A 23,924-nucleotide genomic window follows, 5' to 3' on the forward strand; every position below is an offset into this window, starting at 1 on the left:
CCAACGTTTCGCCTTGCATCTCAAACGGTATGCCGACTTGGTTTGCCGTGTATCGGCTCCTGATCGGGCCGTATCGGCCGGTCCATTGGGGTTCTGGAGCGGCGCGGCAGGTGCCGATGAAGCATCGGCGCGCTTGCTCCATTTCGGGTGCAATCGCGTTTTGCATGAGCGTTTCAGTGGCTTAGAACCGACGCCAACGGACTGCGACCGGCCAGGTTTGGGGCCGCAGGCAGGCGCGCGAACTCACCTCAAATCGGGAATTCATTGCACTGCAGCATTGATGCTGCAGTGCAACATAAGGCGATTGACACCGCCTTCGCGAAAGCATATTGTGCAACGCAACAAACGAATTAACGAATCGCAGGGACTTCCAAGTTTGCAGTCACGCCGGGCTGGCAGGGCATGCGGATCGATATAACGGTCACGTGGCGCCCATGGCTCGGACATCGTCTATCAGTACGATTTCTCGCCAGGAACGCAGGAACAGTCAGATGGCCGGCAACGAAGACAAGGACGACGCGTTGGCTGAAAAGGCCTATGCGGCTGCGGCTGAAAAGGCCCCGACCGCTCTAAAGGCCGAGGCCGATAAGGGTGCGGTTGCGAAAGACCTCTCGGCCAAGAATGTAACGAAGATCGGCAGTGGCAAGGCCGCGCCTGCGAAGGCCGCTTCCGAAGTCAAGCCGGTGGCAGCCCCGGTGCCCGAAGCGAAAGCGGCATCTGCGCCTGTGACTACGCCGCTGGCGCCCGCTGAAGCCAAAACGGCTCCGGTGGAGAGCGCCAAGCCGGCACCGGTTTCGCCTGCGGTTCCCGAACCCGTCGTGGCAGCGCCGGTCAAGGCTGTACCGACTCCGGTGGCTCCCGTCGCGGCCAAGGCTGCTCCGGTGAAGTCACCTGCCGTCACGGCGCCGGCGAAGCCGAAAGTCGCGGCCAAGCCCAAGAGCGCCGTAAAGGCAAAGGCCGCGCCGAAGACACCGGCCAAGGCTGTGTCGGCGAAACCTGCATCTGCCAAGCCCGCAGCCGTTGCCGCGAAAAAGGCGGCTCCGCAGCTGGCAGCCAGCAAGGTCAAGATCATTACCAAACCGGCAGTCGCTGCGCGCGCGCCTGTCGTTCCCAAACCGGCCCCGGTGGCCGGCAAGCCGGACGGCCTCAAAGCCACGCCCGGCAGCGCGACCAAGACAGGCCCCGGAACAACAGGGGCCGCCAAGACTAGCTTCGCAGGACTGATCTCCAACTTCATGCTCGAGGATACCACGATGGACATGAGCGCTAATATCAATGCTTTCCAGGATGCCGTTACCGAGGCCCAGGGCAAGGCCAAGGCTGCTTTCGAAAAGAGCTCCAGCCTGATGGGCGAGCTGGGTGACTTCACCAAGGGCAACCTCGAGGCCGTGGTGGAATCGGGCAAGATCCTCGCCGAGGGCCTTCAGGGCATCAGCTCGGAACTGGTTGCCGAAGGCCGCACCTCGTTCGCGACCTTCTCGGGTGACATCAAGGAACTCGCCGCCGTCAAGTCGCCGACCGACTTCTTCAAGCTTCAGGGCGACATCCTGCGCAAGAACTTCGACACCGCTGTCGCTTACGGCTCGAAGAACAGCGAAACGATGCTCAAGCTGGTGAGCGATGCGATCGCCCCGATCTCGGGCCGCGTCAGCGTGGCCATGGAAAAGGCCCGCCACGTATCGGTCTGATCTTCGGCCGGCCTGATTTCGGGTTCACCCTGAATCAGGCGGGCTGGACCGTCCCCGGGCAGTCCTGTCGACGTCGATCCGGCGACCGGATGGAGCGATCCATCCGGTCGTAGTTCGCCCAAAGGCGACAATGTTCGACGCAGACCTTGTTTCCCGGGGGGGCGATACGATATTCTGTTCCCATGAATTCCCCCACGTCCGATTCCTGCCCGAGCCTTCCTGCGTCCCTGTGCGCCGTTTTGGCGCATGCTGACGTCCCAGGCACGCTTGTGGCCACTGCCGGCCTCACGGTCGGCGGCCCCGATTCGGAAGGGGGCGATACCGATGGCAGCGAGCAGGTCGGAATTGCCACCAAGACCCGCGCCAAGCCCAAGAAGCCCAGCCAGTTCAAGGTGCTGATGCTCAATGACGACTACACCCCGATGGAATTCGTGGTGATGGTCCTCAAGCGCTTCTTCCATATGGATCTTGAGCAGGCGACGCGCGTCATGCTCCATGTCCACCAGAAGGGTGTGGGGGTCTGCGGTATCTTCCCTTACGAGATCGCCGAAACCAAGGTGAACCAGGTCATGGACTTCGCCCGGCAGAATCAGCACCCGCTTCAGTGCACCCTCGAAAAGGCCTGATTGGGCTTTTTTGAGAGGTGACGCGGCTGCGGCACCTCCCCTGAGATCATTTGGATCAGGTGTCGGTTTCGGACACCGACTCGGGCGCATCGATATCGCCTGTTGAGGCATCGACCGCACAGGCATCCACGGGGCAATCCTCGATGCAGATCCCGGCGAAATGGCTGGCCAGCGCGCGGAACAGTGCCGCGATGATGGCGGCACAGCGCGACCGTCCCGTGCTCTGCGAGTCTGTCGCTCCTTCGACTCTCACCATTCGGGCAAGTTCCACCGTCGGGGCCAGTGTCTCGACGGAAAGCTGCGCGTCATGAGGTGTCAGCAGCCTCGCCGCCGCCTCCTCCTCACCCTTGCGCACGTGGGCGGCGGCCTCGTTGGCAAGAAGGTTCCAGCGATCCTCGTCAAGCGTCCTGCCGGCCCGTCCGAAGATCACCAGCGCTTCGAGCACGACGATCCCGGCTTGGGATTTCTCGGCCATTTCGGCGCGGAGGGCAAAGCGTTCAAGGTCTCGCACGAAATCGGAGCCGCTCGATCCCAGGACCTCGCGCTCGGCAAGGAAGAGCGCTTCGGTATTGAAAAATTCTGTCTGAGGCAGTTCTGGCGGCATCGGGGGGAGAGCCTGTTTTCAGGAAATTGCGGTGGGCCGCCCGCCGTTTGCAGGAGGCCAATTCGCCGCCGCTCTTCGGGGCTTGGGGCGCACGCGCAATCGTGAAACGGCACCGCTTAACAGTTAAATCATTGTATAACAGATAGTTAATCGATGACGGGCGGCTTTGGGGTCGCTACCGCTCTGCCGGCTTCATTCTGCCGCAGATCCGCGGCCTTCCGCCGCTTTGCGACCCCGCAGAGGCGTGTTGTGCACGCAGCGGTGGACAATTCGCTTTGCCCACCTGCGGCAAGCGTTTAAGGGCCTCAAGTGCACGGTTTTGTGACGACATTCCGGTGAACCTACCAGCGTGAAATTCCTCAACGCCATCGACCGATATATCTTCCGCTTGGTGTTGATGCCCATGATCGGCATCTTCCTTCTCGCGGCGTCTCTGCTTGTCATGGACAAGATGCTGAGATTGTTCGACTTTGTCGCGACGGAGGGCGGCCCGATCGGAGTCGTCTTCAAGATGCTGATCAACCTGCTTCCCGAATATGCAAGCCTGGCGATTCCGCTCGGGCTGATGCTCGGCATCCTGCTGGCGTTCCGCAAGCTGGCGACATCCAGCGAACTGGACGTCATGCGCGCTGTCGGGCTGAGCTATACGCGTCTGCTGCGGGTGCCCTACATCCTTGCGATCCTGCTGGCCGGGGCGAACTTCGCGATTGTCGGCTATCTCCAGCCGCTCGCGCGCTACGCCTATGAAGAGCTGAACTACGAGCTGAAGTCGGGCGCGCTAGGTGCCTCGATCAAGGTGGGTGAGTTCACCTCGCTCAAGGATCGTATCGCCCTTCGTATCGACGAGAGCCAGGATGACGGCCGCCGCCTGATCGGCATCTTTGCGCGCGTTGCCGACAGGAACGGGCAAGTCATGTCGATCTCCGCGCGCGAGGGCCAGTTCCTCGCGCTGAAGGGCCAGCCGGACACTATCATCCTGCGGCTCAACAATGGCCAGATCATTCAGGACATGCCGGGCAGGGACCCCCGCGTGCTGAGCTTTACGCGGCATGACCTGCCAATCGAGCTTCCGCAGGTGGAGCGGTTCCGTCAGCGCGGCGGGCAGGACCGCGAGTACCTGCTGCCCGAACTGATGCGACTCGGCTGGAACAAGAGCCTTCCGCGCGAGGAACGGATTTCCAGTCAGGCCAATTTCAATTTCCGCATGGTGGAAGTCATCATGATGCTGCTGCTGCCCTTGCTGGCAGTGGCTCTGGCGATCCCGCCCAAGCGCTCGACTTCGGCGCTCGGCCTGTTCGTTTCGATCGTGATGGTGGTCGCCTATCACAAGGTGAACCAGTATGCGGCCGATGTGGCCTCGCTGGGCCGGATCAATCCGATCCTTGGCCTTTGGGGGCCGTTCGCGCTGTTCGGTGCGCTGATCGTGTGGATGTACTGGCGCGTTGCCTATGTTCCCGGCGGACAGGCGATCGGCTGGCTTGAAAAGGGCTCCGACGTCGTCATCAAATGGTTCAAGTCGCTGCTCAAACGGCGGCGGCATGGGCCGATCCTGCCTGAACCCGCCCCCGAAAGCGGGGCCTGATCCCGGATGCAGATGGAATTCTTCCCTTCGCGCTCGCTGACCTGGTATCTCGCGCGCCTGTTCGTCACCCGCATCTTCGCGGTCTTGCTGATGCTGGTGCTGGTACTCCAGGTGCTCGACCTGCTGGGTGAGAGCGGCGATATCCTTGCCTATCACGGCAACGGACAGGCGCAGCTTCTCTACTACGTCACCTTGCGCGTTCCGCAGCTGATCGCGCGGTTCCTGCCCTATTCGGTGCTACTGGCGACGATCATCACGCTGGCCACGCTGAACCAGAACAGCGAAGTCATCTCGATGAAGGCGGCGGGCCTTTCCGCGCATCAGGTGCTGGCGCCGCTGTTCCTGTCCGCGCTGGTGATCTCGGCCGGCAGCCTTGCCTTCAACGAGCGCGTCGTCACGCGCGCGACGGCGATGCTCAATGCCTGGCAGGCCGTGAAGTACGGGCCGATCCCCAAGAGTTCCAACGCCAAGGCCAACCTCTACATGTCCGACGGGCGCGATCTGCTGATCGCGGGGAACATCGACGGCGATGGCAACGCGATGGTGCTGCACGATGTGACTTTCTACCATCGTGACGACACCGCCATCATCACCGAAAAGCTTCGCGCCGATCGCGCGACGTTCGCCAATCCGGGCTGGCGTTTCGAAAATCCGGTCCGCTTTGACGTGGCCACGATCACGACGTCGCGGTCTGCCGCGGTGACCGTGGCGCCGGGGATCACGCCCGCCAAGATCATGCTCGCAAACGTGGACGCGGATTCGCAAAACATCTTCCAGCTGACGCGCTCCATCGAGGCGCTGAAGGCGGCCGGTCGCCGCACCAGCGAGCTTGAGGCGGCGTGGTGGCACAAGCTGTCGGGGCCGTTCTCCTCGGTGCTGATGCCGCTGCTGGGCGCGGTGACCGCGTTCGGTCTTGCCCGCTCGGGCCAGCTGCTGATTCGCGCTGTGATCGGCATGGCGCTGGGCTTTGCCTACTTCGTGCTCGACAATGCGGCGTTGGCGATGGGTAACTTCGGTGGGTATCCGCCGCTGATCGCGGCGTGGGCGCCGTTCGTGCTGTTTGCGCTGATCGGCGAGACGGTGCTGATACGGACGGAAGAGTAGAAGGTTAAAGCAGGGGAGCATGCCCCCCTGCACCCCCATTACCGTCTACGTTGCGCGTGCCTTATGCGATGTGTGCGCATTGCGGCCGCGGGCCATAGATGTCTCCCGGCTCGAAGTGGGTGCAGAACGGATAGGGCAGGGCGCAACGCGGACATTCCGCGGGTCTGGTGGATCTCCTGAGCTTGTCGAAGGGCCCCAGAATCTCCTCTTCCTTCCTCAAACAAAAAAGGCCCCGCATCCGCGAGGCCTTTTCGTATCTGGCAGTGGGCGATCAGCGCGCCTGCATCGTGCTCTTCGCGAGGCGTTCCAGCAGCGGCATCAGGCCGGGGTAGTTCGCCTTCGAATAGGTCGATCCCGAACCGAACTGCGCGGCAAGGCGGCGGTGCGCCTCGGCCAGCGAGTGGTAGGGCATCGAGGGCAGCAGGTGGTGCAACGCGTGGTAGCGCAGGCCCACCGGCGCCCACAGCTCCGAGAACTTCGCGGGCGGGGGCACGTTGACCGAATCGAGGTACTGCGCGGTTACGGTCATGGCATCGCCGTCGTTCTCCCACAGGTGCGCGACCAGCGTGCGGACCTGGTTGAGGAAGGCGGTCACCGATACCACGCAGAGCGCGATGATCAGCGGCCGCCAGCCATAGGCGTAGCTGCCGGCCAGCACGGCGATTGCCCAGACCGAACAGCCCAGTTCCTGCCAGAACACCATGCGCGCGAACGGGCCCTCGGCCGGGCGGCGGCCGAACTGCGGGTTGATCGCGAGGGCAGAGGCCCGTTCCCAGACCAGCTTGCGTACTGGCGGAACGATCGCGCCCAGCGGCACCAGCACGGCCGAGCGGATCAGCAGCGCCACGGGCAGCAGGATTGCGGTGAGGGCGAAGACCGGCAGGCTCCACGGCTTCATCAGCGCCAGCGGCAGGTATTCAGGGTCTTCCACAGTGCCATAGCGGGTGCGGGTGTGATGGATCGTGTGCACGCCCTCATACATCAGCGAGGGGATCAGCATCGGAATGCCCACCAGCAGATTCCACGCGAAGCGGAAGCCGGGCAGCGCATCGCGGTGGATATGCGTCAGCTCATGAATGAACAGCAGCGCGCGGTAGAGCGCGAGCGCCGAGAGCACGCCGCAGGCCAGCGCGACCCAGGGATTGCTCGCCAGAATCGTGGCGGCCAGCGCGGCGTAGCCTACCAGGGCAGAGCCCAGCATGTCGGGCCAGTAGATCCCCGGGCGCGCGGTGGCGATATCGCGGGTCAATTCCACGGCGGCGCGCAGCATCTCCTTATCGTCGGGGATCTGCGAAGAGCGCACGTGTCCGGCCGCTTCGCGCGGGGCGCTGGGGGACAGGTCGATGGCTTCCTGGGCGGTCATACGATCAAAATTCCAAAGTCATCGGGCAAAAAGCCGGCCCGGTACGGGTTTTGCGAGCGGCGGGCACCGGATTTCACCTTGCATCTGCTTGACAAGGTGCAGGCACCGGCCGCAGGTCGCGATCCTGAAAGTCCCATAACGCGGAACAAAGGCAGGATCGTGGCCAAAGCCGAACTAGTCATCACACCCGTTTCCAGCAAGGCCGACAGGAACGCCTTTGTCGATTACGCTTATCGGCACAATGCGTCAGATCAAAACTGGGTGCCCAACCTGCGCTCGGAGGAAGTCTCCAAGTTCACCCCCGGCAAGAACCCGTTCTGGGATCACGCGCGCGGCCAGCTGTTCCTGGCAAAGCGCGGGAATGAGGTTGTCGGGCGCATATCGGCGCATATCGATGAACTGGCGGTGAAACAGCCGCTGGAGCAGGGCATGGGCCCGGGCACCGGCAACTGGGGCGCGATCGAGGCCGAGGACGAAGACGTCGTCAAGGCCCTGATTGCCACCGCCGAGGACTGGCTGCGGGCGGAAGGCATGACCCGCGTACTGGCGCCGATGAACCTCTCGGTCTGGGAAGAGCCCGGCCTTCAGGTGCGCGGGTTCGACCATGCGCCGATGGTGATGATGGCGCACCACGATTCGGCTTACCAGCCGTGGATCGAAGGCAGCGGCTATACGCCCGCCAAGACGCTCTATACCTACGATCTGGATGTGACCCAGCAGTTCCCGCCGTTGGTCCAGCGCATCGTCTCGTCGGGCGAGAAGAACGCCAAGATCCGCATTCGCGAAGTCGATCCCAAGCGTTTCAACGAGGAAGCGGCGCTGATTTGCGACATCCTCAACGATGCCTGGTCGGACAACTGGGGCTTCGTTCCCTTCACCGAGAAGGAAATCGAGTACACCGGCAAGGCGCTGAAGCCGCTGGTTCACCCCGAGCTGATCCGCATCGCCGAGTATGAGGGCGAGCCGGTGGCCTTCATGATGACCTGGCCGGATCTCAATCAGGCGCAGAAGCGGTTCAACGGTCCCAAGGGCAAGCCGGGCCTGTTCGGCCTGATCAAGCTGCTGCTGTGGCTGCGCAAGCCCAATCCGGCCGACATGCGCGTGCCGCTGATGGGCGTGCGCAAGAAGCTGCAATCCTCGCGTCTGGCCAGCCAGCTGGCTTTCATGATGATCGAGTACATCCGCCGTTCGGCCACGGCCAAGTTCGGTGCGAAGCGCGGTGAGATCGGCTGGATCCTTGAAGACAACCAGGGAATGGTCGCGATTGCCGATGCCATCAACAGCAAGGTGAACCGCGAATACGTGATCTACGAAAAGGCGCTTTGAGGACGGCTTTCCGTCTTTCTCCTGATTTTAGTTCATGGCGCCCCCGCGAAAGCGGGGGCTTTTTTGTGTTCGCGCGGAGTTGTTGCGCTTCGGGCGGCCTTGCTGTGCCGTCCCAGCGCGGTGGCAGCCGCGTTGATCCGAGGGGCCGTACCGGCCCGTTTCTCCGTGCCTCCGCGCCTCCGCGTGAACTAAATTTCACTCCAGCACCCTCGCGAGCCCGCTTCGCAAAGAGCATTTCTTAATTGCTCGCCTCCTAGGCTTTCGTACAGGAAGAATGAGGGGCGCGCGATGAAGTATCGATCCTGGCTGATCGTACCCGGCAACAACGAAAAGCGGCTCGGCATGACGCAAGGCGTCGGGGCCGACGTGGTGGTGGTCGATCTCGGCGATACCGTCCCGCGCGAGGCGCGGGAGACCGGGCGCCGCCATGCTGCCCAGTGGCTGGCCGCGAGCCGCCCGTCCGGCAGCGGCCACCGGCCGACGGCACGCTGGGTGCGGATCAACAGCTTCGAATCGGGCCTATGGCGCGAGGACCTTGCCGCGATCATGGGCTCGGGCCCCGAAGGGGTGATCCTGCCGCGTGCGAGCGGGCCCGATGCCGTGCGCGAACTCGCCAGTGAGATCTACGGCCATGAGGAACGCAATAGCCTTGCGCCCGGATCGACGCGGATCATGCCCGTCGCAGGCGAAACGCCGATGGCGGCGCTGCATATCTCCGACTATCTGGAATCGACGCACCAGCGCCTCGACGGCCTTGCCTGGAGTGCGGGCGGGCTCGGCGCCGCCCTGGGCGTGCGGCAGCGGCGTGACGGGCAGGGCGGCTGGAGCGACGCCTGCCGTTTCGTGCGGGCGCAAGTCCTGCTCACGGCCCATGCCTCGGCCATCCGGGCTATCGAGGCGCCATTCGAGCATTTCGAGGATGAGGTGGGGCTGGAGCGAGCGGCCCTGCGCGCCCGAGCGGATGGTTTCACGGGAATGTTTGCGGTTCACCCGGCGCAAGTCGCCGTGATCAACCGCGCATTCGCGCCACCGGCCGAGGAGTTCGATGAAGCGCGCGAGATCGTCGCTGCCTTTGCCGCCAGCCCGCATCTGGGTTCGTTGGCGGTCTGCGGCCGCATGGTGGACCGCGCGGATCTTGCGCTGGCCCAGCTTACCCTGACGCAGGCGGACAGGCCTGCCGGCATCGCTGCCGGTTCAGGCGAGGACTTGCGGCGCGGGGCTATTCTCCGGCCGGCTTGACCTGCGCGGCTTCGACATCGGCGGCGGCAGCGGCCGCCGCATCGGCATCGCTGTCGGCGGGCGCTTCTCTGGCGTCGGCAGGTGCCGCCCGCCGTGCCGAGGGCGCGCTTTCTTCGGGCGCCATATGCGGGTTCTGCGAGCGCACGGTGTCGTAGGGGGGCATGTCGTCGGTCACCGAGCGGGCCAGCAGCGCGGCGCCGCTTGCGGCCTTGTTGCTCGCCTCTTCCTGCTTGTGGCAGCCCGTCAGAGCCAGCGCGGCCAGCGCGGGGAGCACGATGGCGGCAGGGCGATACGGCAGGCTCATGCAGGCTTCTCCGGAGGGCAGGGGCGGTCTAGCGCGGCCAGGAAGGAATCGGCGTGGGCCAGCAGCGCCGCGTCCCAGCGCGCGAAATCGACGTCGTGGCCAAGCCGCGCCAGACTGGTAACGCCGAATTCCTCGATCCCGCAAGGGACGATGCCGGTGAAGTGCGCCAGATCCGGGCGGATGTTCACCGCGAAGCCGTGCATCGTCACCCACTTGCGGATGCGCACGCCGATGGCGCCGATCTTGGCCTCGCGCCCGTCGATATCCTTGGTCCAGATGCCGATGCGGCCTTCGCTGCGGAAGCTTTCGACGCCGAAGTCGCGCAGCGTGTCGATTACCCAGCCTTCAAGGCCATGGACGAAACCGCGCGCGTCGCGGGCGCGCTTGCGCAAGTCGAGCAGAACGTAGGCGATGCGTTGGCCCGGACCGTGGTAGGTATAGCGACCGCCGCGTCCGGCTTCGACCACTTCGAAGCGCGGATCGAGCAGTTCGGCCACGGCCGCGCTGGTGCCGGCGGTGTAGACGGGAGGATGTTCGAGCAGCCAGATCAGCTCGCGCGCTTCGCCGGCGGCAATCGCGGCGTTGCGGGCGGTCATTTCTTCAAGGGCGGCGCGGTATGGCACTTGTTCGGTGCTGACGCGCAGTTCGATATCACCGGCCAAAGTCGTAGGGAAAGTCATGCTGCGTTGCGTGGCGTCATTCCCTGCGGTTATCAAGCCACTTTGAGATGACCGCCTCATCATGGCGGTGCAGGAGCAGCAATGACGTTCGACAGCAACCGGGCCTGGAACGAGGCAAGCCGCGCGGTTTCCGCCAACAAGGAAGTGGTCCTTGCCATCGCGGGGGTCTTCTTCCTGCTGCCGCAACTGGCCTTCACGACCTTCTTCCCGGCGCCCGAAATGGCCAGTGGAATGACCGAGCAGCAGGTGATCGACGCGGCGAAGACCTATTACACGTCGATTCTTCCGGTGATGATTCCCGTGTTCCTCTGTCAGGCGCTGGGCACGCTCTCGCTGCTCTGCCTGCTCGATACCGACCGCCGTCCGACCGTGGGCGAGGCGATCGGCAGTGGGCTGAAGGGGCTGCTGCCCTATCTTGCCGCGCAGATCCTGATGGGCATCGGGCTTACGGCGGTCCTGCTCGCGCCGGCCATGCTGCTGGCGGTGGGCGGCACGGCGGGTGCGGTGATCGGGCTGGCGCTGGGGTTCGTCCTCGTCATTCCCGTTGCCGTGCGGCTGTCGCTGACGTCGCCGGTGATCGCGGTCGACGGGGTGTTCAACCCGTTGCATGCACTCACGCGGTCGTGGCAGCTGACGCGCGGCAATACGGCGCGGATTTTCGGGTTCTACGCCTTGCTATCGCTGGCGATGATGGCCTTGCTCATTCTGGGCAATGTCGCGACGCTGCCAATTGCGCTGTTGGCGCCCAAGGCGATTGCCGAGCTGGCGGGCGCGGTGATCGGATCGATCCTGGCGACTGTCATGGTGCTCTATTTCGTGGCGGTGATCGGGCAGATCCACCGCCAGCTTTCCGGCGGTTCGGCAGAGACGCTCACCAGCCCGTTCGAATAAGCGGCCGCACTCATCACAGCCCACAAACAAAAAGGCCGGCGCGTGGAGCGCCGGCCTTTTTGTTTTGTTTGTCTTGCCGAAGCGGGACGTCTCAGTCCTCGTCCTTCCAACCCCACCACATGAAGCAGGGCGGGACATTGATCGGCTCGATGGCGTCATCGATGCGCTTGAAGTGGCGCGCCATGAAGCTCTTGGCCTTGGGCGTGAACTGGTAGACCAGGAATGCGCCGCCCTTGCGGATCACGCGGTAAGTGGCGGCGGCAATCGCCGGGCCGACACCGTCAGGCAGGGTCGAGAACGGAAGCCCCGACAACACGTAGTCCGCCTTTTCATGCCCGTGCGCACGCACGATGTCCTCGACGTCGGCGGCCGATCCCAGCACCGCGATGAAGCGGCTGTCGGTGATCGTGCGGCGCAGATAGTCGATGAACAGCGGGTTCGTGTCGATCACGATGAGCTGCGCGTCGCGGCCGAGTCGGTCCAGCACCGGGCGGCAGAATGTGCCGACGCCGGGGCCGTACTCGACGAACAGCTTGGTGTTCGCCCAGTCGACGGGAGCCAACATGCGATTGATGGTGAAGCGCGATGAGGGGACGATCGAACCGACCATCACCGGGTTGCGCAGGAACCCTTCAATGAACACACCCCAAGGTCCGAGGCTGTGCTTGATCTTTCGCTTGATTCGCTCGGGGAGCGCCTCTCGGGCAAGCTCGGTACTGGTCATGCTGGCGAAGACTCTCGCGTTGTTGTCGTCCTGCGAAGGGCGAAGGCGTGGCAGATCGGGGTGCACATTGCAAGCAAGCCGCTAGGCAATGTTGCAGAGCAATTACAAAATCTCGTGGACCTTTTCCATAGGGCGGCACAGGCGCACGCCCTTCTCGGTCTCAACCAGCGGGCGTTCGATCAGGATCGGCTCGGCGGCCATGGCCGCGAGCACCGTCGCATCGTCCGCCTCGGGCAGGCCGCGTTCGGCGGCGTCGGTACCCTTCACGCGCAGCCCCTGCTGCGGCGTGATGCCCGCGTCCTTGTAGAGCTGCGCAAGCTTTTCGGCGCTCGGCGGGGTCTTGAGGTATTCGATCACGGTGACCTCGACGCCGGGCGCTTCCTCCAGCACGGCAAGCGTCTTGCGCGATGTGCCGCACTTGGGGTTGTGCCAGATGGTGGCCTTCATGGGCTTTTCCTCGTTACTCAGATGAAGTGGTGAGAGCGCCGCCAGGTTCCCGGCCAAGCGCCGGAACCGCGCGCGCCGCGTCCTGCGGGGCGATGCCGGAGGCGGGCGCAGCGCTGATCGTTTCCTCGCGCCGCATCACGCGCCCGGCACGCTGGACGGCCGAGAGCAGGCGCGGATGGACGCCGCAGCGGCAGAGATTCGGAATGGCGGTGCCGATCTCGGCCTCCGACGGATTCGCATTGCGGCCGAGCAGCGCGGCGGCGGCCATGACGATGCCCGGCGTGCAGAAGCCGCACTGGACGGCCTGCTCGGCTACCATGGCCTGCTGCACCGGGTGCGACCGGTCTTGCGAGAGCCCTTCGATGGTGGTGACGAATCGCCCCTCGCACTCACCCAGCGTGACAAGGCAGGATCGCAGTGCGGCACCGTCGACGATGACGGTGCAGGCCCCGCAATCGCCAGTGCCGCAGCCGTACTTGGTGCCGGTCAGGTTGGCGCCTTCGCGCAGGGCCCAGAGCAGCGGCGTCTGCGGATCCATGTCGATCTCGACCGGATGCTCGTTAAGGGTCAGGCGCGCCATCGGCTTTCCTTAACTATGGCAGAGGCGGGATTCCAGCCCCGGAACAATGGGCTGTCCACGGTCATGCGCGTCCGGTCAGGAGCGCACGGGCCCAGTCGTCGCGCCCCGCAGCGGAGGCATCGGCGGCGGCTGCGTGCCAGTCGTAGGCGACGGCGATGAGTTCGACAGTCCAGCCCTCTGCCGTGCGCTCGATCACGGCGTAGCGCGCGTGCGGTGTGCCGGTCTCCATCACATGCGGGAAAGGGTGATCGTCGGCATAGGCTGGCAGGCCTACCGAGCCGGGATTGACCACCTGCCGCCCGTCCGCCAGCCGTACATCGCGCGGCAGATGGGTATGGCCGCAAAGGATCATCGGTGCCGCTATGGCAGGCAAGCGCGCGGTGATTTCCACCTCGCGCGCTGGGCGGCAGCCTTCGGGATCGACCGTTTCCAATAGGTACTCAAGGTCCGAGCCCGGCGAGCCGTGGCAGGCGTAGAGATCGGGCTCCAGCCACAGCGTTTCGGGCAGACTGGCCAGCCACTCAAGGTGGCGCCGTTCCAGCCGGTCGATGGTTGCGGCATCCGAAAGTCCCATCCGCTCGGGCGAGAGTTCGAGCAATTGCCGCTCATGGTTGCCGCGAATGGTTTCGAGGCCTAGCGCCATCAACCGGTCCGCCGTCCCCGCTGGATCGAGCGGGCCGCTGAGGATGTCGCCCAGATTGACGATCCGCCCGATCCCGCGCCGTTCCGCATCCGCCAGCACCGCGTCGAGCGCGCGCAAGTTGCCGTGGATGTCGGAGAGGACGGCAACTTTCATCAGAGCATGACTTTCACACCGGCCCAGACCGTGCGGGGCACGCCAAGGTCCATCGAGCCGGCCTGATTGCGGGTCACCACGGTCTCGTCGGTCAGGTTCTCGCCGCGCAGCACCAGCGAGACGGGGCCGGCGATGGGCACTTGCGCATAGGCGTCGAGCGTCGTCGCGGCAGGCAGTACGTATTGCTCCAGATCGTCTTCGTACTGTGCGCCGGTGTGGCTGACGGTGGCGGCGAAGCGCCAGCCTTCATGCGGCAACCAGGCGAGCGTGGCGCTGGCGGCCAGCTTGGGCACTTGTGCCGGGCGCATCCCGTCGAGCGCCTTACCTGTCGCCTCCACCTTGGAATCGGTCCACGCCAGCGATCCGTCCAGCCGCACCGTGCCCAGAGCGAGTGCGGCGCTGGCCTCGATGCCCTTGGCGCGGATCGCATCGACGTTCTGCCGCTGCTGGACATTGGTGGCCACGGTGACGTTGGCGATGGCGTCCTTCAGCTTGTTGTCGAAGGCGGTCAGCGAGAGTGTGAGCGCCGGGATCGGCGTGACATCGATCCCCGCCTCGTAGCCGCGCAGGCGTTCGGGCTTGAGGTCCGGATTGGCATTGGTCGTCACCGGGAACACGACATAGGGCCGGTAGAGTTCGTTCAGCGTCGGCAGGCGCATGCCGGTATAGGCAGCGGCGCGCAGGCTCACGGCCTTGGCCACCTTCCACACCAGGCCGCCGCGCGCGTTGCCTTCCCAGCCCGAGCGATTGGCGAAAGTATCGTCCTGCGTCACCCCGCCGCCGGGCGAGGCCTGACGGTAGAAGCCGTTGCGGATCGTCCAGCGGTCCACCCGCGCTCCGGCGGTGAGCACTAGATCGCCCAGCGTCCAGTCGTCTTGCAGATAGATGCCAAGGTCGGACTGGTCACCGCCCGCATGGCGCACGGCGGTCGGCAGGCCGGTCACGGTCGAATAGGGCAGCTCCAGCAAGTGACCCGACGCGAGCTTCACGTCGGTACCGATCCGCAGCACGTGATCCTCCCCAATGGGCGGGCGCAGTTCCGCCTTGCCGCCGACTGCGGTGGTGGGCGTGCTGTGCTGGTCGAGCGTTTTTTTGAAGTTCGTCGAACTGATGACGATGTTCGAGAAGTCCTGCGCCTGCACATAGCCGAGCACGTCGAACTGCCAGTCGCCTCGGCCGACGAACCGCAGCGAGGCCTGCTGTCCGTTCGAGGTCGAATCAGCGCCTTTGAAGCGCAGCGTGCGCGAATCGTCGTAGGCGAGCACGGCCGCCTGAACCTCGACATCCGCAGTGAGCGGGGCGACGGCGCGCAGCGAGCCCGACAGGCTCTCGAAAGCGGCGCGGGCAGAGGCGGGGACGCGCTGGTCCTTCGGCGTCGTCCAGAAGCCGTCGCCGCGATCCCACTGCACGCTGACGACCACGAAACCCTCGCCCAGCTTCGGCGCGGTGGTGAGCGAGGCCTGCGTTTCGCCCCGGTCGTCGACAAGGGCGCTGCCCTGAAGCGTGCCGATCTCGGTCGGCCCCGCGCTCAGCAGTTCGATGGTGCCCGCCACCGCACCCGATCCGAATGCCCCCGAACCGCCGCCGCGTGTCACCCGTACCGAGCCGATCCGCTCGGGCGCGATCGCGCTGTAGGGGATGTAGCCGAAGAAGGGGTTGGCCACCGGCACGCCGTCCAGCAGCACCAGCGTGCGGCTCGCGGCATTGCCGCCGAGCGCGCGCAGATTGGCGCCCTGTGCGGACGGATTGGCGGAACGGCTGTCCGAACGGCGGAACTGCGAGAAGCCCGCGACTGAGGACAGCACGTCCTCGATCCGGCCGGAGGCGCTGGCGGTCACGGCGTCGCGGTCGATCGTCTGCACGTCGTAGGCAGGCGTCGCCGGGCCGGAATCGAGCCCGTGCCCGGTGACGATGATCGGGCTGGTCGGCTGATCACCGGCGTCTTCCGCCAGCGCCGGCTGCGCAGCAAGCAACGACGCGCCCGAAAGCAGCGAATGGCGCAGGACGCCGCGCATGGATGGCCTCACTCGGCTGGCGCGATATCGAGAACGAGCGGTTCCAGCCCCTCAACGTGGCCTTCGAGTCGGTCTCCGGTCGCGATCGGGCCAACGCCTGCCGGCGTGCCGGTGTAGATCAGGTCGCCCGGCGCAAGGTGATAAAGGCGCGAAAGGTCGGCGATCAGTTCGGGGATCGACCAGATCATCTCGTCCAGCGGCGCGTCCTGCTTCACCGCGCCGTTCTTCGCGAGCGAAATGCGCTGTGCCGCCGGTGCGCCGAAGGCGGCTGCGGGGGTGATCGCGGCGATCACGGCGGCATTCTCGAAGTCCTTGCCGGTATCCCACGGATAGCCCTTGGCCTTGGCCGCGTTCTGGAGGTCGCGCCGCGTGAGGTCGATCCCGCAAGCATAGCCGTAGACGAGATCCATCGCCGCCTCGGGCGCGACCCTGAAGCCGGAGCCGCCGATGGCGACGACCAGTTCCATCTCGTAGTGGCAATCCTGCGTGCCGGGCGGATAGGGAATCCGGGCGGGAGCGTGGCAGAGCGCGGCGGGGGCCTTCGTGAACCAGATCGGCGCCTCGCGGTCGACGGCGTTGCCCAATTCGCGGGCATGCGCGGCGTAATTGCGGCCTACGCAGAAGATCCGTCGTACCGGATAGCGGGCTTCTTCGCCGCGTACGGCAACGGCGGGGCCTTCGGGCAATTGAAAAAGCAGGCTCACGACCATGTCACTCCTCGATTTCGGCATGGCATAGAGTTGTTCGATCTGTACGAAAAGCGCCAAGCGCCTTGCCGTCCCCGCCCAAGCGCTTACATTCGCCGGGTGACCGAGAAACAATACCTTGCCGGACGGCTGCTGCTCGCCATGCCGGGCATGTTCGACCAGCGCTTCGAACGCTCGGTCAGCGTGATGTGCGTGCATGACGAAAACGGCGCGCTGGGCATCGGCATCGGCCGTCTGCGCGACGGCGTTCGCTTCCACGATATTCTCGAAGAGCTGGACATCGATCCCGGCAAGGCCCCGAATTGCGAGGTTCATGAGGGCGGCCCGGTCGAGCCCGGACGCGGCTTCATCCTGCATTCGACCGACTGGGGCGGGGCGGACACGCTCGAAGTGCAGCCGCTCTGCGCGCTTTCGGCCTCGATGGACGTACTGCGCGCGATTGCCGCCGGGCGCGGGCCGAAGCAGTGGCTGATGGCGCTGGGCTATGCCGGTTGGGGACCGGGCCAGCTTGAAGGCGAAATGCGCCACCACGGCTGGTACGCCGCCGATCCGCATCCCGAGATACTCTTCGACACCCCGGTCGATGCCCGCTGGAGCGCCAGCTGGCGGGCGGAGGGCATCGATCCCTCGCTGCTCGCCAGCGAGACGGGCCGGGCCTAGCTTTTCTGCAATCGGGCGAGATCTTCCGGGCGGTCGATGTCCAGCAGGATCGCCGGATCGCTCACTTCATCGAACACCACGTCTTCGCGCGCGCGCAGCAGTCGCCCGGCGCCTTCGTCGCCGGTCAATGCCGTGATCTCCGGAAATAGCCGCGCGGAGAGCAGGGCGGGGTGGCCGGGCCGTCCTTCGTGGCGAGGCAGGGCGGCGGGGGCGTCACCGATCAGCGCGGCCAGCCTTGCAGCCTCTCCATGCGGGACTTGCGGCATATCGCCGAGGAAGATGAATACGCCTCGGGTTCCGGCAGCGGCCCGGATCCCCGCCTTGAGCGATTGCGACAGTTCCGTGCTCTCGATGCGGACCGCTTCGACAGCTGGTTCGCCCGGCCAGTCGCCGATTTCGAGCCCCGACCGGGCGACCACGATCACGCGCGAGACGGGCGCGGCGCGGGCGGCGCGGATGGCGTGGAACAGCAGCGGCTCACCGTCGAGCGGGGCGGCCAGCTTGTCGCTGCCGAAACGGCTGGCGCGCCCGGCCGCCAGGACGATTGCGATATAAGCGGCGATTTCGCTCACGCCCGTTCGCTGCCGGGGTTCATCGCCTGCATAATCTGGGCAAGGATGCCCGTCGCCACTTCGAAGGGCGACTTGCCGAGCCCGATGACGCCGGGCGAAAGGTGCAGCCTCGCCAGTTCTTCTTCGGTTGCGCCAAGGGCTTTCAGCGCGGCGATCCGTCCGGCAGTCCGTGATTTCGCGCCGATCATGCCAACCCAGCCGGCGCTGCCGCGTAGAGCGTTAAGGCAGCCGCCAAGATCGTGGTGGTCCTCATGCGTGGCGCCAAGGTAGGCGGTCCAACGGTCAACGCCGAGTTCGCCCAGCGCGTCGGTCGGGCTCATGCGCATGTAGCGGGCAAGCGGGAAGGGCGGCGGCGAGCGGGGGCCGTCGGGGCGCACCAGCACCGTCTCGAACCCGGCCAGCGCGCCGAGCCGGGCAGCCGCAAGTGAACCGGGGTCGCCGCCCGAAACGATCAGGCGGCGCGGGGGATCATGGCGGCGGGACAGTGCGAAGGGCTCGGCGCTCCATTCGAGCAGGGGGCCATCGTCCAGCGTGACGCGGCGCTGCGTACCGTCGCTGTGCCAGCGGCAGGGACGGCGCTCGGCGGCATGGCGGAGCAGGTCGGCCGCAGCGGGGCAATCGGGCGCGACACGTTCGAGCAGCAGGTAAAGCGCGCCGCCGCAGCGCAGGCGGATGTCGATCCACGGGCTGCCCATCCCGTAGTGCAGCTGCCGGGGGCGGCCATCGGCCAGCACCTCGGCGGCGTGATGGGCCACGTCGCCCTCGATGCAGTCGCCCGAGAAGTAGCCGCTCGCGTCGATCGTGCCGTCGGGGGTTGGGGTGAACAGCATCTGGGCGCCGGGCCCGCGCGGGGCGCTGCCTTCGACCCGATAGAGCGTGGCGAGAACGCAGGGCAGTCCGGCGGCGCGGGCGGCGGCAAGCGGCGCGCGGATATCATCGATCCAGCCGAACAGCGGCCAGTCCGCATTCGCGATTTCGCCGAGGGTTTCGGCCGCGACCATCTCAGCCGACCACGGCGCGCGCCTCGGCCCGGCCGTTGTCCCCCAGCAGCGGTGCGATCACCAGCCGGTGCAGGATCGGCGCGATTGCCTCTGGTGTCATGTCCGGGCCGTGGCCAAGCCACCAGGCAAGGATGTCGAATGTCGCACCGGTGCCATGCACGACGCCAAGATCGGCGGGCAGCCATTGCACGGGATCGTCGACCTGACCGACCAGCCCGCGCGCCTGCCGGATGAACTCCACGCGCACGATGGCGGCGGCGCCGCCCGCGAGCAGGGCCGACCACAGCGGCCGGTGGGCATCGACATAGCGGCACAGCGCCAGCGTGGATTCGAAGCTGTCGGCATCGCGCAGCACGGGCAATGTCATTTCCAGAAGACCGGCGATCTCTTCCGAGGCGACATCGCCCAGCAGCGCTTCCTTGGTGGGATAGTGCCGGAAGAAAGTGGCATAGCCGATCCCGGCATGCGCGGCGATTTCACGTATGGTGATCTGATCGAAAGGCCGCTCTTCCAGCAGCGCCAGCATGGTTGCGTTCAGCGCCTTGCGCGAACGCACCTGCCGCGCGTCAGTGGGCGCGTCTTTCCTGAACCCCGCTAGATGTCCATCCATGAGAGATCCGTAACACCCCTGTGCGGCCCTGTCTAACTTGGGGTCTAACGCGGGGCCGGTACTTGCCGCGCGGGCCGTCAACCTTCGCCGATGCGATCGGAGAACAGCAGGCGCCCGCCGGAAAGATGGATAAGCGCCTCGTTGAAGTCCTCGGTGCTCATCGCGAAGCAGCCTTCGCTGCGGCCGATCTTGCCCCACTTGGAAATCAGCGAGGCATCGACGTACCACGCCGGATGCATGACGATGGCCCGCTCCAGCGCGGCGGAGTTATCGGTGTCTAGCCCCTTGAGGCGGATCGAGGTGCCGTACTTGCCCTGATACCACTCGCACGTGAGGAAGGCCCCGCGCGAGGTGGCCTCGGAGCCGGGCAGGTTGGAGAAGCTCTGGAGCCAGCCGCTGTGCATCGGATCCGAACCGCGTCCATGCGCGAGCAGGAACGAGCGGACCGAGCCGTTCTCCAGATTGGCGAAATGCAGGCGAGGCTTCCACGAAGGCTGCGCGAAATCGGCGATGCCCACCAGATCGGTCCGCCAGAGACTGGGCTGGACGCGCTGCACCTGCCTTGCGGCGACTTCGAGAATTCGGCGCTCGTAAGGCGTCTGGATAAGCGGCGTTACGCCGTATCCGGCAGTTGCGTTAACTGAAGTGTTTTCTGCTGCCAGCACGCGCGCGGGGAGCGTGAGACTTACCCCCGCTGCCAATCCGCCCATGAGGACAGCACGCCGACCCAACGTGTGTTCCATCGGCGTAGACTAACCGATTTAGGTTAATGGCGCCATAAGAGTCGTCTGGGTGGTTCCCGGATACCGAACGGGTCGTCGCGCCCAGAAAACGTCTCACCGATAAGGCGAGTCGTGGGCTTTAACAGGTTGAAAAATTTGCATCCTGTGTCCCCGGGCTTCCCGCGCCGATCGGCGCAGGAGGCCCGGAGCGATGCGTCAGGCGACGACCTTCAGAGGCTTTTTCTGGTGCTGGCGGATCCAGTCTTCCACCACCGGGGCAATGCGGGTGCGCCACTTGCTGCCGTTGAAGATGCCGTAGTGGCCCACGCTTTCGGCCAGGAGGTACTGCTTGCGGTCCTCCGGCAGGCTGGTGGCAAGGTGCAACGCGGCCTTGGTCTGGCCGATGCCCGAGATATCGTCGCGCTCGCCCTCAACCGCGAGCAGCGCGGTATCGCGGATCGCGCCGATGTCGATCCGCTCGCCGCGATGGAAGAATTCGCCATTGGGCAGCGAGTGCTTCTGGAACACGTGCTCCACCGTTTGCAGGTAATATTCGGCGGTCATGTCGCAGACGGCGCGGTACTCGTCGTAGAACGCCTTGGTGGAGGCCGCGCTTTCGCCGTCGCCGTCCACCAGATGCTTGAACATGCCGTAGTGGCTCATCATGTGGCTGCCGAGGTTCATCGCCATGAACCCGGCAAGCTGGAGGAAGCCCGGATAGACCTTGCGGCCCGCGCCCGGGTAAGTCAGCGGCACGGTGGCGATGACATTGTTTTCGAACCACGAAAGCGGCTGGTCCATGGCAACGTCGTTGACGCTGGTGGGCGCCTCGCGGGTGTCGATCGGGCCGCCCATCATCGTCAGCGTGGCCGGGCGGCAGGGATGGCCCTGCTTGCCCATGATCGCCGCTGCCGCCAGCGCCGGGACCGAGGGCTGGCACACCGCCAGCATGTGCGTGCCGGGGCCGATGTGCTCAAGGAAGGCGATCAGGTAGTCGATATAGTCGTCAAGATCGAAGCGCCCGGCGCTCGTCGGCACCAGCTTCGCGTCGGCCCAGTCGGTGATGTAGACCTCGCAGCCTTCCAGCATGCGCGCGACGGTCCCGCGCAGCAGTGTCGCGAAGTGGCCACTCATCGGGGCCACGATCAGCAGCTTGGGCGCGTTCTTCGGCAGGCCGGGGTGATCGAAGCGCAGCAGGTTGCCATAAGCGCGGTGGAGCACGATCGACTCGGTGACGGGGAATGTCTTGCCGCCTACGGTCACGTCCTCGATGTCGAACTCGGGCTTGCCGCGCGACATTGTCGCATGGGCAAAAACGTCGAGTGCGGAGGCCATGACGGTCCCGAATCCGAAGTAACCGAAAGGCGTGGAGGGATTCGAAAGCAGTTCCGCGCCCACCGATGCCCAGGCGGCGGCGCCGCTCAGCATGGTGCGTTGCAGTTCGTAGGCATTGTAAAGCAAGGCTGTTCTCCTGACCGCGACGCCACTGTCAGCCTCTTTCGGGCCACTCTACCGTGGGTGTTGCGGTGTATCTGGGCTCGAAACGCCTCTTGTGCAATGCGGCAATGTCGATTCATTTCGGCGCTATTGCCGATCTCGGGTTCCGTCAGATCGCTTATCCTTCATCCGACGGGGGCCTTTTCCCGAGCGCGGCAAAGGGATAAGGCGCTGGCCATGCAGGCCGATCCGGAACAGGGCAAGGCGCACCCCAGCGGCGCCGAAACGATGGAAAACGAGGCGCCTCGGCGCAAAAGCCTGACTGCGCTCGGCATGGTCTGGCGGGAATTGTTTCATTATCCCGGGCGGATGGCCATTGCCGGCGCTGCCCTGATCACCACGGCCACCGCGACTCTCGCGATTCCCTACGGTTTCCGCCAGATCGTCGATCAGGGATTCGCGAAAGGCGCCGATCCTTCGGCAATCCGCTGGTGGTTCGCGATGCTGATGGGCACCGTGACCGTGCTGTCTATCGCGACAGCGATACGTTTCTATTCGGTCTCCTGGCTGGGCGAACGCGTGGTCGCCGACATCCGTCTGCGGGTGCAGCGCCACCTCGTCACCCTGTCGCCAAGTTTCTTCGAGGAGAACAGTCCGAAGGAGATCGCCTCGCGCATGACCGCCGATACCTCGATCATCGAGACGGTGGTGGGCACAACTGTCTCGGTGGCGCTGCGCAATGCGATCATGGCGGTGGGCGGGGTGATCTACCTGTTCATGCTGGCGCCGCACCTGACATTCGGTCTTGTCATCGCCATTCCCGTGGTGATCGTGCCGATCGCCGCGTTCGGCCGCCGCCTGCGCGCCGTTGCGCGGTCGAGTCAGGACCGCGTGGCCGATATCGGCGCGATGACCAGCGAGGTCTTCGGCGCGCTGCGCGTGGTTCAGGCCTTCAATCAGGAAGGCCACGAGATGAATCGCTTCACCGCCACGGTGGAGCGGACCTTCGAGACCGGCAAGCGCCGCATCATCCTGCGCGCGGCGATGACCGCCGTCATCATGTTCCTGATCTTCGGATCGATCACGGTGATACTGTGGCGCGGCGCGATCTCGGTTGCCGAAGGGGCGATCAGCGGCGGCACTATCGCCGCTTTCGTCGTCACGGCGGGCATTGTCGCGGGCGCTTTCGGCTCGCTGACCGAGGTCTACGGCGACCTTGTGCGCGGGGCCGGTGCGGCCAGCCGCCTTGCCGAACTCTTGGGGGAACGTCCCTCGATCGCACCGCCGGCACGGCCGCAGGCCTTGCCCGAGCCTGCGCGCGGCAAGATCGCGTTCGAGCGCGTGACCTTCCGCTATCCGGCACGGCCGGACATGCCCGCGCTGCATGACTTCAGCCTGACGGTGGAGCCAGGCGAGACGGTCGCCATTGTCGGCCCTTCGGGTGCCGGCAAATCGACGCTGTTCCAGCTGGCCGAGCGTTTCTACGATCCGCAGAGCGGTGCCATCAAGATCGACGGCGTGCCGCTGACGTCCGCCGATCCCTCGGAAGTGCGCCGCCGCATCGCGCTGGTGCCGCAGGAGGGCGTGCTTTTCGCTGCCTCCGCGCGGGAGAACCTGCGCTACGGCAATGCCGCCGCCGATGACGAGGCGATCTGGGAAGCGGCCCGCGCGGCCAATGCCGAGCAGTTCCTGCGGGCATTGCCGCAGGGACTCGATACGTTCCTGGGCGAGGACGGCGCGCGGCTATCCGGCGGGCAGCGCCAGCGGCTGGCGATCGCCCGCGCGCTGCTGCGCGAGGCGCCGATCCTGCTGCTCGACGAGGCGACCAGCGCGCTCGATGCCGAGAGCGAGCGGCTGGTGCAGGACGCGCTCGACCGGCTGATGCGCAGCCGTACCACGCTGGTCATCGCCCACCGCCTTGCCACCGTGCGTCAGGCCGACCGTATCATCGTGATGGACGGCGGCCGCATCGTCGAGGAAGGCACGCACGAGAGCCTGACCCGCGCCAGCGGCCTCTATGCGCGGCTGGCCGCATTGCAATTCGACATGCACGCCGCCCCGCTGTCATCCGGTTCCCCGGCTTTCACGACGGAAGGCTGACTTTCGACGAACGTCTTATCGGGGCCGACAAACAGCATCAGAGGGCTGGCATTACCAAATCTGGCAATTATGTTGCGCCGATTGGCGGGTCTTTCTGGCCCGCACCCGTCCTCATGCATGATCCATGCGTGTCATACCTCGGAAAG

At 65.5% G+C, this 23,924-nt stretch carries 24 protein-coding genes; 9 read left to right on the forward strand and 15 right to left on the reverse strand.

The genetic code is table 11. The annotated features are described in order from the left end of the window. Positions 1-491 precede the first annotated feature (491 nt). Positions 492-1,688, forward strand: a complete 1,197-nt coding sequence (locus AC1VVK_RS12940; RefSeq protein WP_482903308.1) for a phasin family protein — start codon at positions 492-494, stop codon at positions 1,686-1,688. A 269-nt stretch (positions 1,689-1,957) separates the two neighbouring features. After that, entirely contained in the window at positions 1,958-2,314 is a 357-nt protein-coding gene (gene clpS / locus AC1VVK_RS12945; RefSeq protein WP_482903309.1) for an ATP-dependent Clp protease adapter ClpS, read from the forward strand. A 55-nt stretch (positions 2,315-2,369) separates the two neighbouring features. Here clpS and AC1VVK_RS12950 read toward each other — a convergent pair whose 3' ends face one another. After that, on the reverse strand, positions 2,370-2,918 hold the full coding sequence (locus AC1VVK_RS12950; RefSeq protein ID WP_482903310.1) for a hypothetical protein: 549 nt from the start codon (positions 2,916-2,918) through the stop codon (positions 2,370-2,372). Positions 2,919-3,267: 349 nt separating this feature from the next. On the opposite strand from AC1VVK_RS12950, the gene lptF reads away from it, so the two are divergent. Further along, on the forward strand, positions 3,268-4,500 hold the full coding sequence (gene lptF, locus AC1VVK_RS12955) for an LPS export ABC transporter permease LptF (RefSeq protein ID WP_132388800.1): 1,233 nt from the start codon (positions 3,268-3,270) through the stop codon (positions 4,498-4,500). Between the two features lie 6 nt (positions 4,501-4,506). Further along, positions 4,507-5,604 (forward strand): LPS export ABC transporter permease LptG, encoded by a 1,098-nt coding sequence (lptG, locus tag AC1VVK_RS12960; protein WP_132388802.1) that lies wholly within the window; start codon positions 4,507-4,509, stop codon positions 5,602-5,604. Between the two features lie 271 nt (positions 5,605-5,875). Here the strand turns inward: lptG and AC1VVK_RS12965 are convergent, their stop codons facing one another. Next, entirely contained in the window at positions 5,876-6,967 is a 1,092-nt protein-coding gene (locus AC1VVK_RS12965; RefSeq protein WP_482903311.1) for a fatty acid desaturase family protein, read from the reverse strand. Between the two features lie 159 nt (positions 6,968-7,126). Here AC1VVK_RS12965 and AC1VVK_RS12970 point away from each other — a divergent pair, with 159 nt between their 5' ends. Both AC1VVK_RS12970 and AC1VVK_RS12975 read left to right on the forward strand, forming a co-directional pair. Further along, on the forward strand, positions 7,127-8,293 hold the full coding sequence (locus AC1VVK_RS12970) for a GNAT family protein (protein WP_482903312.1): 1,167 nt from the start codon (positions 7,127-7,129) through the stop codon (positions 8,291-8,293). A 288-nt stretch (positions 8,294-8,581) separates the two neighbouring features. Beyond that, positions 8,582-9,532, forward strand: coding sequence for an HpcH/HpaI aldolase/citrate lyase family protein (locus AC1VVK_RS12975; RefSeq protein ID WP_482903313.1), 951 nt, complete (start codon positions 8,582-8,584; stop codon positions 9,530-9,532). Here the strand turns inward: AC1VVK_RS12975 and AC1VVK_RS12980 are convergent. Both AC1VVK_RS12980 and lipB read right to left on the reverse strand, forming a co-directional pair. Further along, entirely contained in the window at positions 9,513-9,836 is a 324-nt protein-coding gene (locus AC1VVK_RS12980) for a hypothetical protein (protein ID WP_482903314.1), read from the reverse strand. The genes AC1VVK_RS12975 and AC1VVK_RS12980 overlap by 20 nt on opposite strands. Further along, positions 9,833-10,516, reverse strand: a complete 684-nt coding sequence (lipB, locus tag AC1VVK_RS12985) for a lipoyl(octanoyl) transferase LipB (protein ID WP_482903315.1) — start codon at positions 10,514-10,516, stop codon at positions 9,833-9,835. The genes AC1VVK_RS12980 and lipB overlap by 4 nt, the downstream gene beginning before the upstream one ends. Positions 10,517-10,597: 81 nt before the next feature. Between lipB and AC1VVK_RS12990 the strand changes: the two genes are divergently transcribed. Continuing rightward, positions 10,598-11,407 (forward strand): hypothetical protein, encoded by an 810-nt coding sequence (locus tag AC1VVK_RS12990; protein WP_482903316.1) that lies wholly within the window; start codon positions 10,598-10,600, stop codon positions 11,405-11,407. Between the two features lie 91 nt (positions 11,408-11,498). Here AC1VVK_RS12990 and AC1VVK_RS12995 read toward each other — a convergent pair whose 3' ends face one another. The 6 genes from AC1VVK_RS12995 to AC1VVK_RS13020 all read right to left on the reverse strand — a co-directional run bounded on the left by AC1VVK_RS12995 (position 11,499) and on the right by AC1VVK_RS13020 (position 16,673). Further along, a complete protein-coding gene (locus AC1VVK_RS12995; protein ID WP_132388816.1) occupies positions 11,499-12,131 on the reverse strand; it encodes a class I SAM-dependent methyltransferase in 633 nt (210 codons plus the stop codon). A gap of 102 nt (positions 12,132-12,233) precedes the next feature. Further along, the gene (gene arsC, locus AC1VVK_RS13000) at positions 12,234-12,578 is read right to left on the reverse strand and encodes an arsenate reductase (glutaredoxin) (protein WP_482903317.1); all 345 of its coding nucleotides are present in this window, start codon (positions 12,576-12,578) and stop codon (positions 12,234-12,236) included. A gap of 13 nt (positions 12,579-12,591) precedes the next feature. Then, entirely contained in the window at positions 12,592-13,158 is a 567-nt protein-coding gene (locus AC1VVK_RS13005; RefSeq protein WP_482903318.1) for a (2Fe-2S)-binding protein, read from the reverse strand. 61 nt (positions 13,159-13,219) lie between these two features. Continuing rightward, the gene (locus AC1VVK_RS13010) at positions 13,220-13,954 is read right to left on the reverse strand and encodes a metallophosphoesterase family protein (protein ID WP_482903319.1); all 735 of its coding nucleotides are present in this window, start codon (positions 13,952-13,954) and stop codon (positions 13,220-13,222) included. After that, on the reverse strand, positions 13,954-15,969 hold the full coding sequence (locus tag AC1VVK_RS13015) for a TonB-dependent receptor plug domain-containing protein (protein ID WP_482903320.1): 2,016 nt from the start codon (positions 15,967-15,969) through the stop codon (positions 13,954-13,956). Before AC1VVK_RS13015 ends, AC1VVK_RS13010 begins: the two co-directional genes overlap by 1 nt. A gap of 8 nt (positions 15,970-15,977) precedes the next feature. Next, on the reverse strand, positions 15,978-16,673 hold the full coding sequence (locus tag AC1VVK_RS13020) for a fumarylacetoacetate hydrolase family protein (RefSeq protein ID WP_482903321.1): 696 nt from the start codon (positions 16,671-16,673) through the stop codon (positions 15,978-15,980). 153 nt (positions 16,674-16,826) lie between these two features. Here AC1VVK_RS13020 and AC1VVK_RS13025 point away from each other — a divergent pair, with 153 nt between their 5' ends. Continuing rightward, on the forward strand, positions 16,827-17,336 hold the full coding sequence (locus tag AC1VVK_RS13025) for a YqgE/AlgH family protein (RefSeq protein ID WP_207904727.1): 510 nt from the start codon (positions 16,827-16,829) through the stop codon (positions 17,334-17,336). On the opposite strand, the gene AC1VVK_RS13030 is transcribed toward AC1VVK_RS13025, so the two are convergent. The 5 genes from AC1VVK_RS13030 to AC1VVK_RS13050 form a co-directional block, all read right to left on the reverse strand. Continuing rightward, entirely contained in the window at positions 17,333-17,908 is a 576-nt protein-coding gene (locus AC1VVK_RS13030) for a nucleotidyltransferase family protein (RefSeq protein ID WP_482903322.1), read from the reverse strand. The genes AC1VVK_RS13025 and AC1VVK_RS13030 overlap by 4 nt on opposite strands. Beyond that, positions 17,905-18,909 (reverse strand): XdhC family protein, encoded by a 1,005-nt coding sequence (locus tag AC1VVK_RS13035; protein WP_482903323.1) that lies wholly within the window; start codon positions 18,907-18,909, stop codon positions 17,905-17,907. Before AC1VVK_RS13035 ends, AC1VVK_RS13030 begins: the two co-directional genes overlap by 4 nt. A gap of 1 nt (position 18,910) precedes the next feature. Then, a complete protein-coding gene (locus AC1VVK_RS13040; RefSeq protein WP_482903324.1) occupies positions 18,911-19,519 on the reverse strand; it encodes a TetR/AcrR family transcriptional regulator in 609 nt (202 codons plus the stop codon). Between the two features lie 77 nt (positions 19,520-19,596). Then, positions 19,597-20,250 carry a murein L,D-transpeptidase catalytic domain-containing protein gene (locus AC1VVK_RS13045; protein WP_482903325.1) on the reverse strand — a complete coding sequence of 218 codons (654 nt, stop codon included), beginning with the start codon at positions 20,248-20,250 and terminating at the stop codon, positions 19,597-19,599. 207 nt (positions 20,251-20,457) lie between these two features. Next, the gene (locus AC1VVK_RS13050) at positions 20,458-21,702 is read right to left on the reverse strand and encodes a polyhydroxyalkanoate depolymerase (protein ID WP_482903326.1); all 1,245 of its coding nucleotides are present in this window, start codon (positions 21,700-21,702) and stop codon (positions 20,458-20,460) included. Between the two features lie 264 nt (positions 21,703-21,966). On the opposite strand from AC1VVK_RS13050, the gene AC1VVK_RS13055 reads away from it, so the two are divergent. Beyond that, the gene (locus AC1VVK_RS13055) at positions 21,967-23,778 is read left to right on the forward strand and encodes an ABC transporter transmembrane domain-containing protein (protein WP_482905162.1); all 1,812 of its coding nucleotides are present in this window, start codon (positions 21,967-21,969) and stop codon (positions 23,776-23,778) included. Positions 23,779-23,924: the final 146 nt, after the last annotated feature.

It is taken from the genome of Novosphingobium sp. BL-S-32 (assembly GCF_056857055.1).

Bases quoted from the DNA above. Each gene is read 5' to 3' on its own strand.
- AC1VVK_RS12965 (WP_482903311.1), bottom strand. From the start codon at position 6,967: ATGACCGCCCAGGAAGCCATCGACCTGTCCCCCAGCGCCCCGCGCGAA.
- lipB (WP_482903315.1), bottom strand. From the start codon at position 10,516: ATGACTTTCCCTACGACTTTGGCCGGTGATATCGAACTGCGCGTCAGC.
- lptG (WP_132388802.1), top strand. From the start codon at position 4,507: ATGCAGATGGAATTCTTCCCTTCGCGCTCGCTGACCTGGTATCTCGCG.
- AC1VVK_RS13015 (WP_482903320.1), bottom strand. From the start codon at position 15,969: ATGCGCGGCGTCCTGCGCCATTCGCTGCTTTCGGGCGCGTCGTTGCTT.
- AC1VVK_RS13010 (WP_482903319.1), bottom strand. From the start codon at position 13,954: ATGAAAGTTGCCGTCCTCTCCGACATCCACGGCAACTTGCGCGCGCTC.
- AC1VVK_RS12940 (WP_482903308.1), top strand. From the start codon at position 492: ATGGCCGGCAACGAAGACAAGGACGACGCGTTGGCTGAAAAGGCCTAT.
- AC1VVK_RS13040 (WP_482903324.1), bottom strand. From the start codon at position 19,519: ATGGATGGACATCTAGCGGGGTTCAGGAAAGACGCGCCCACTGACGCG.
- AC1VVK_RS12980 (WP_482903314.1), bottom strand. From the start codon at position 9,836: ATGAGCCTGCCGTATCGCCCTGCCGCCATCGTGCTCCCCGCGCTGGCC.
- AC1VVK_RS13005 (WP_482903318.1), bottom strand. From the start codon at position 13,158: ATGGCGCGCCTGACCCTTAACGAGCATCCGGTCGAGATCGACATGGAT.
- AC1VVK_RS13055 (WP_482905162.1), top strand. From the start codon at position 21,967: ATGGAAAACGAGGCGCCTCGGCGCAAAAGCCTGACTGCGCTCGGCATG.
- AC1VVK_RS12995 (WP_132388816.1), bottom strand. From the start codon at position 12,131: ATGACCAGTACCGAGCTTGCCCGAGAGGCGCTCCCCGAGCGAATCAAG.
- AC1VVK_RS12990 (WP_482903316.1), top strand. From the start codon at position 10,598: ATGACGTTCGACAGCAACCGGGCCTGGAACGAGGCAAGCCGCGCGGTT.
- AC1VVK_RS13035 (WP_482903323.1), bottom strand. From the start codon at position 18,909: ATGGTCGCGGCCGAAACCCTCGGCGAAATCGCGAATGCGGACTGGCCG.
- AC1VVK_RS13025 (WP_207904727.1), top strand. From the start codon at position 16,827: ATGTTCGACCAGCGCTTCGAACGCTCGGTCAGCGTGATGTGCGTGCAT.
- AC1VVK_RS12975 (WP_482903313.1), top strand. From the start codon at position 8,582: ATGAAGTATCGATCCTGGCTGATCGTACCCGGCAACAACGAAAAGCGG.
- AC1VVK_RS12950 (WP_482903310.1), bottom strand. From the start codon at position 2,918: ATGCCGCCAGAACTGCCTCAGACAGAATTTTTCAATACCGAAGCGCTC.
- arsC (WP_482903317.1), bottom strand. From the start codon at position 12,578: ATGAAGGCCACCATCTGGCACAACCCCAAGTGCGGCACATCGCGCAAG.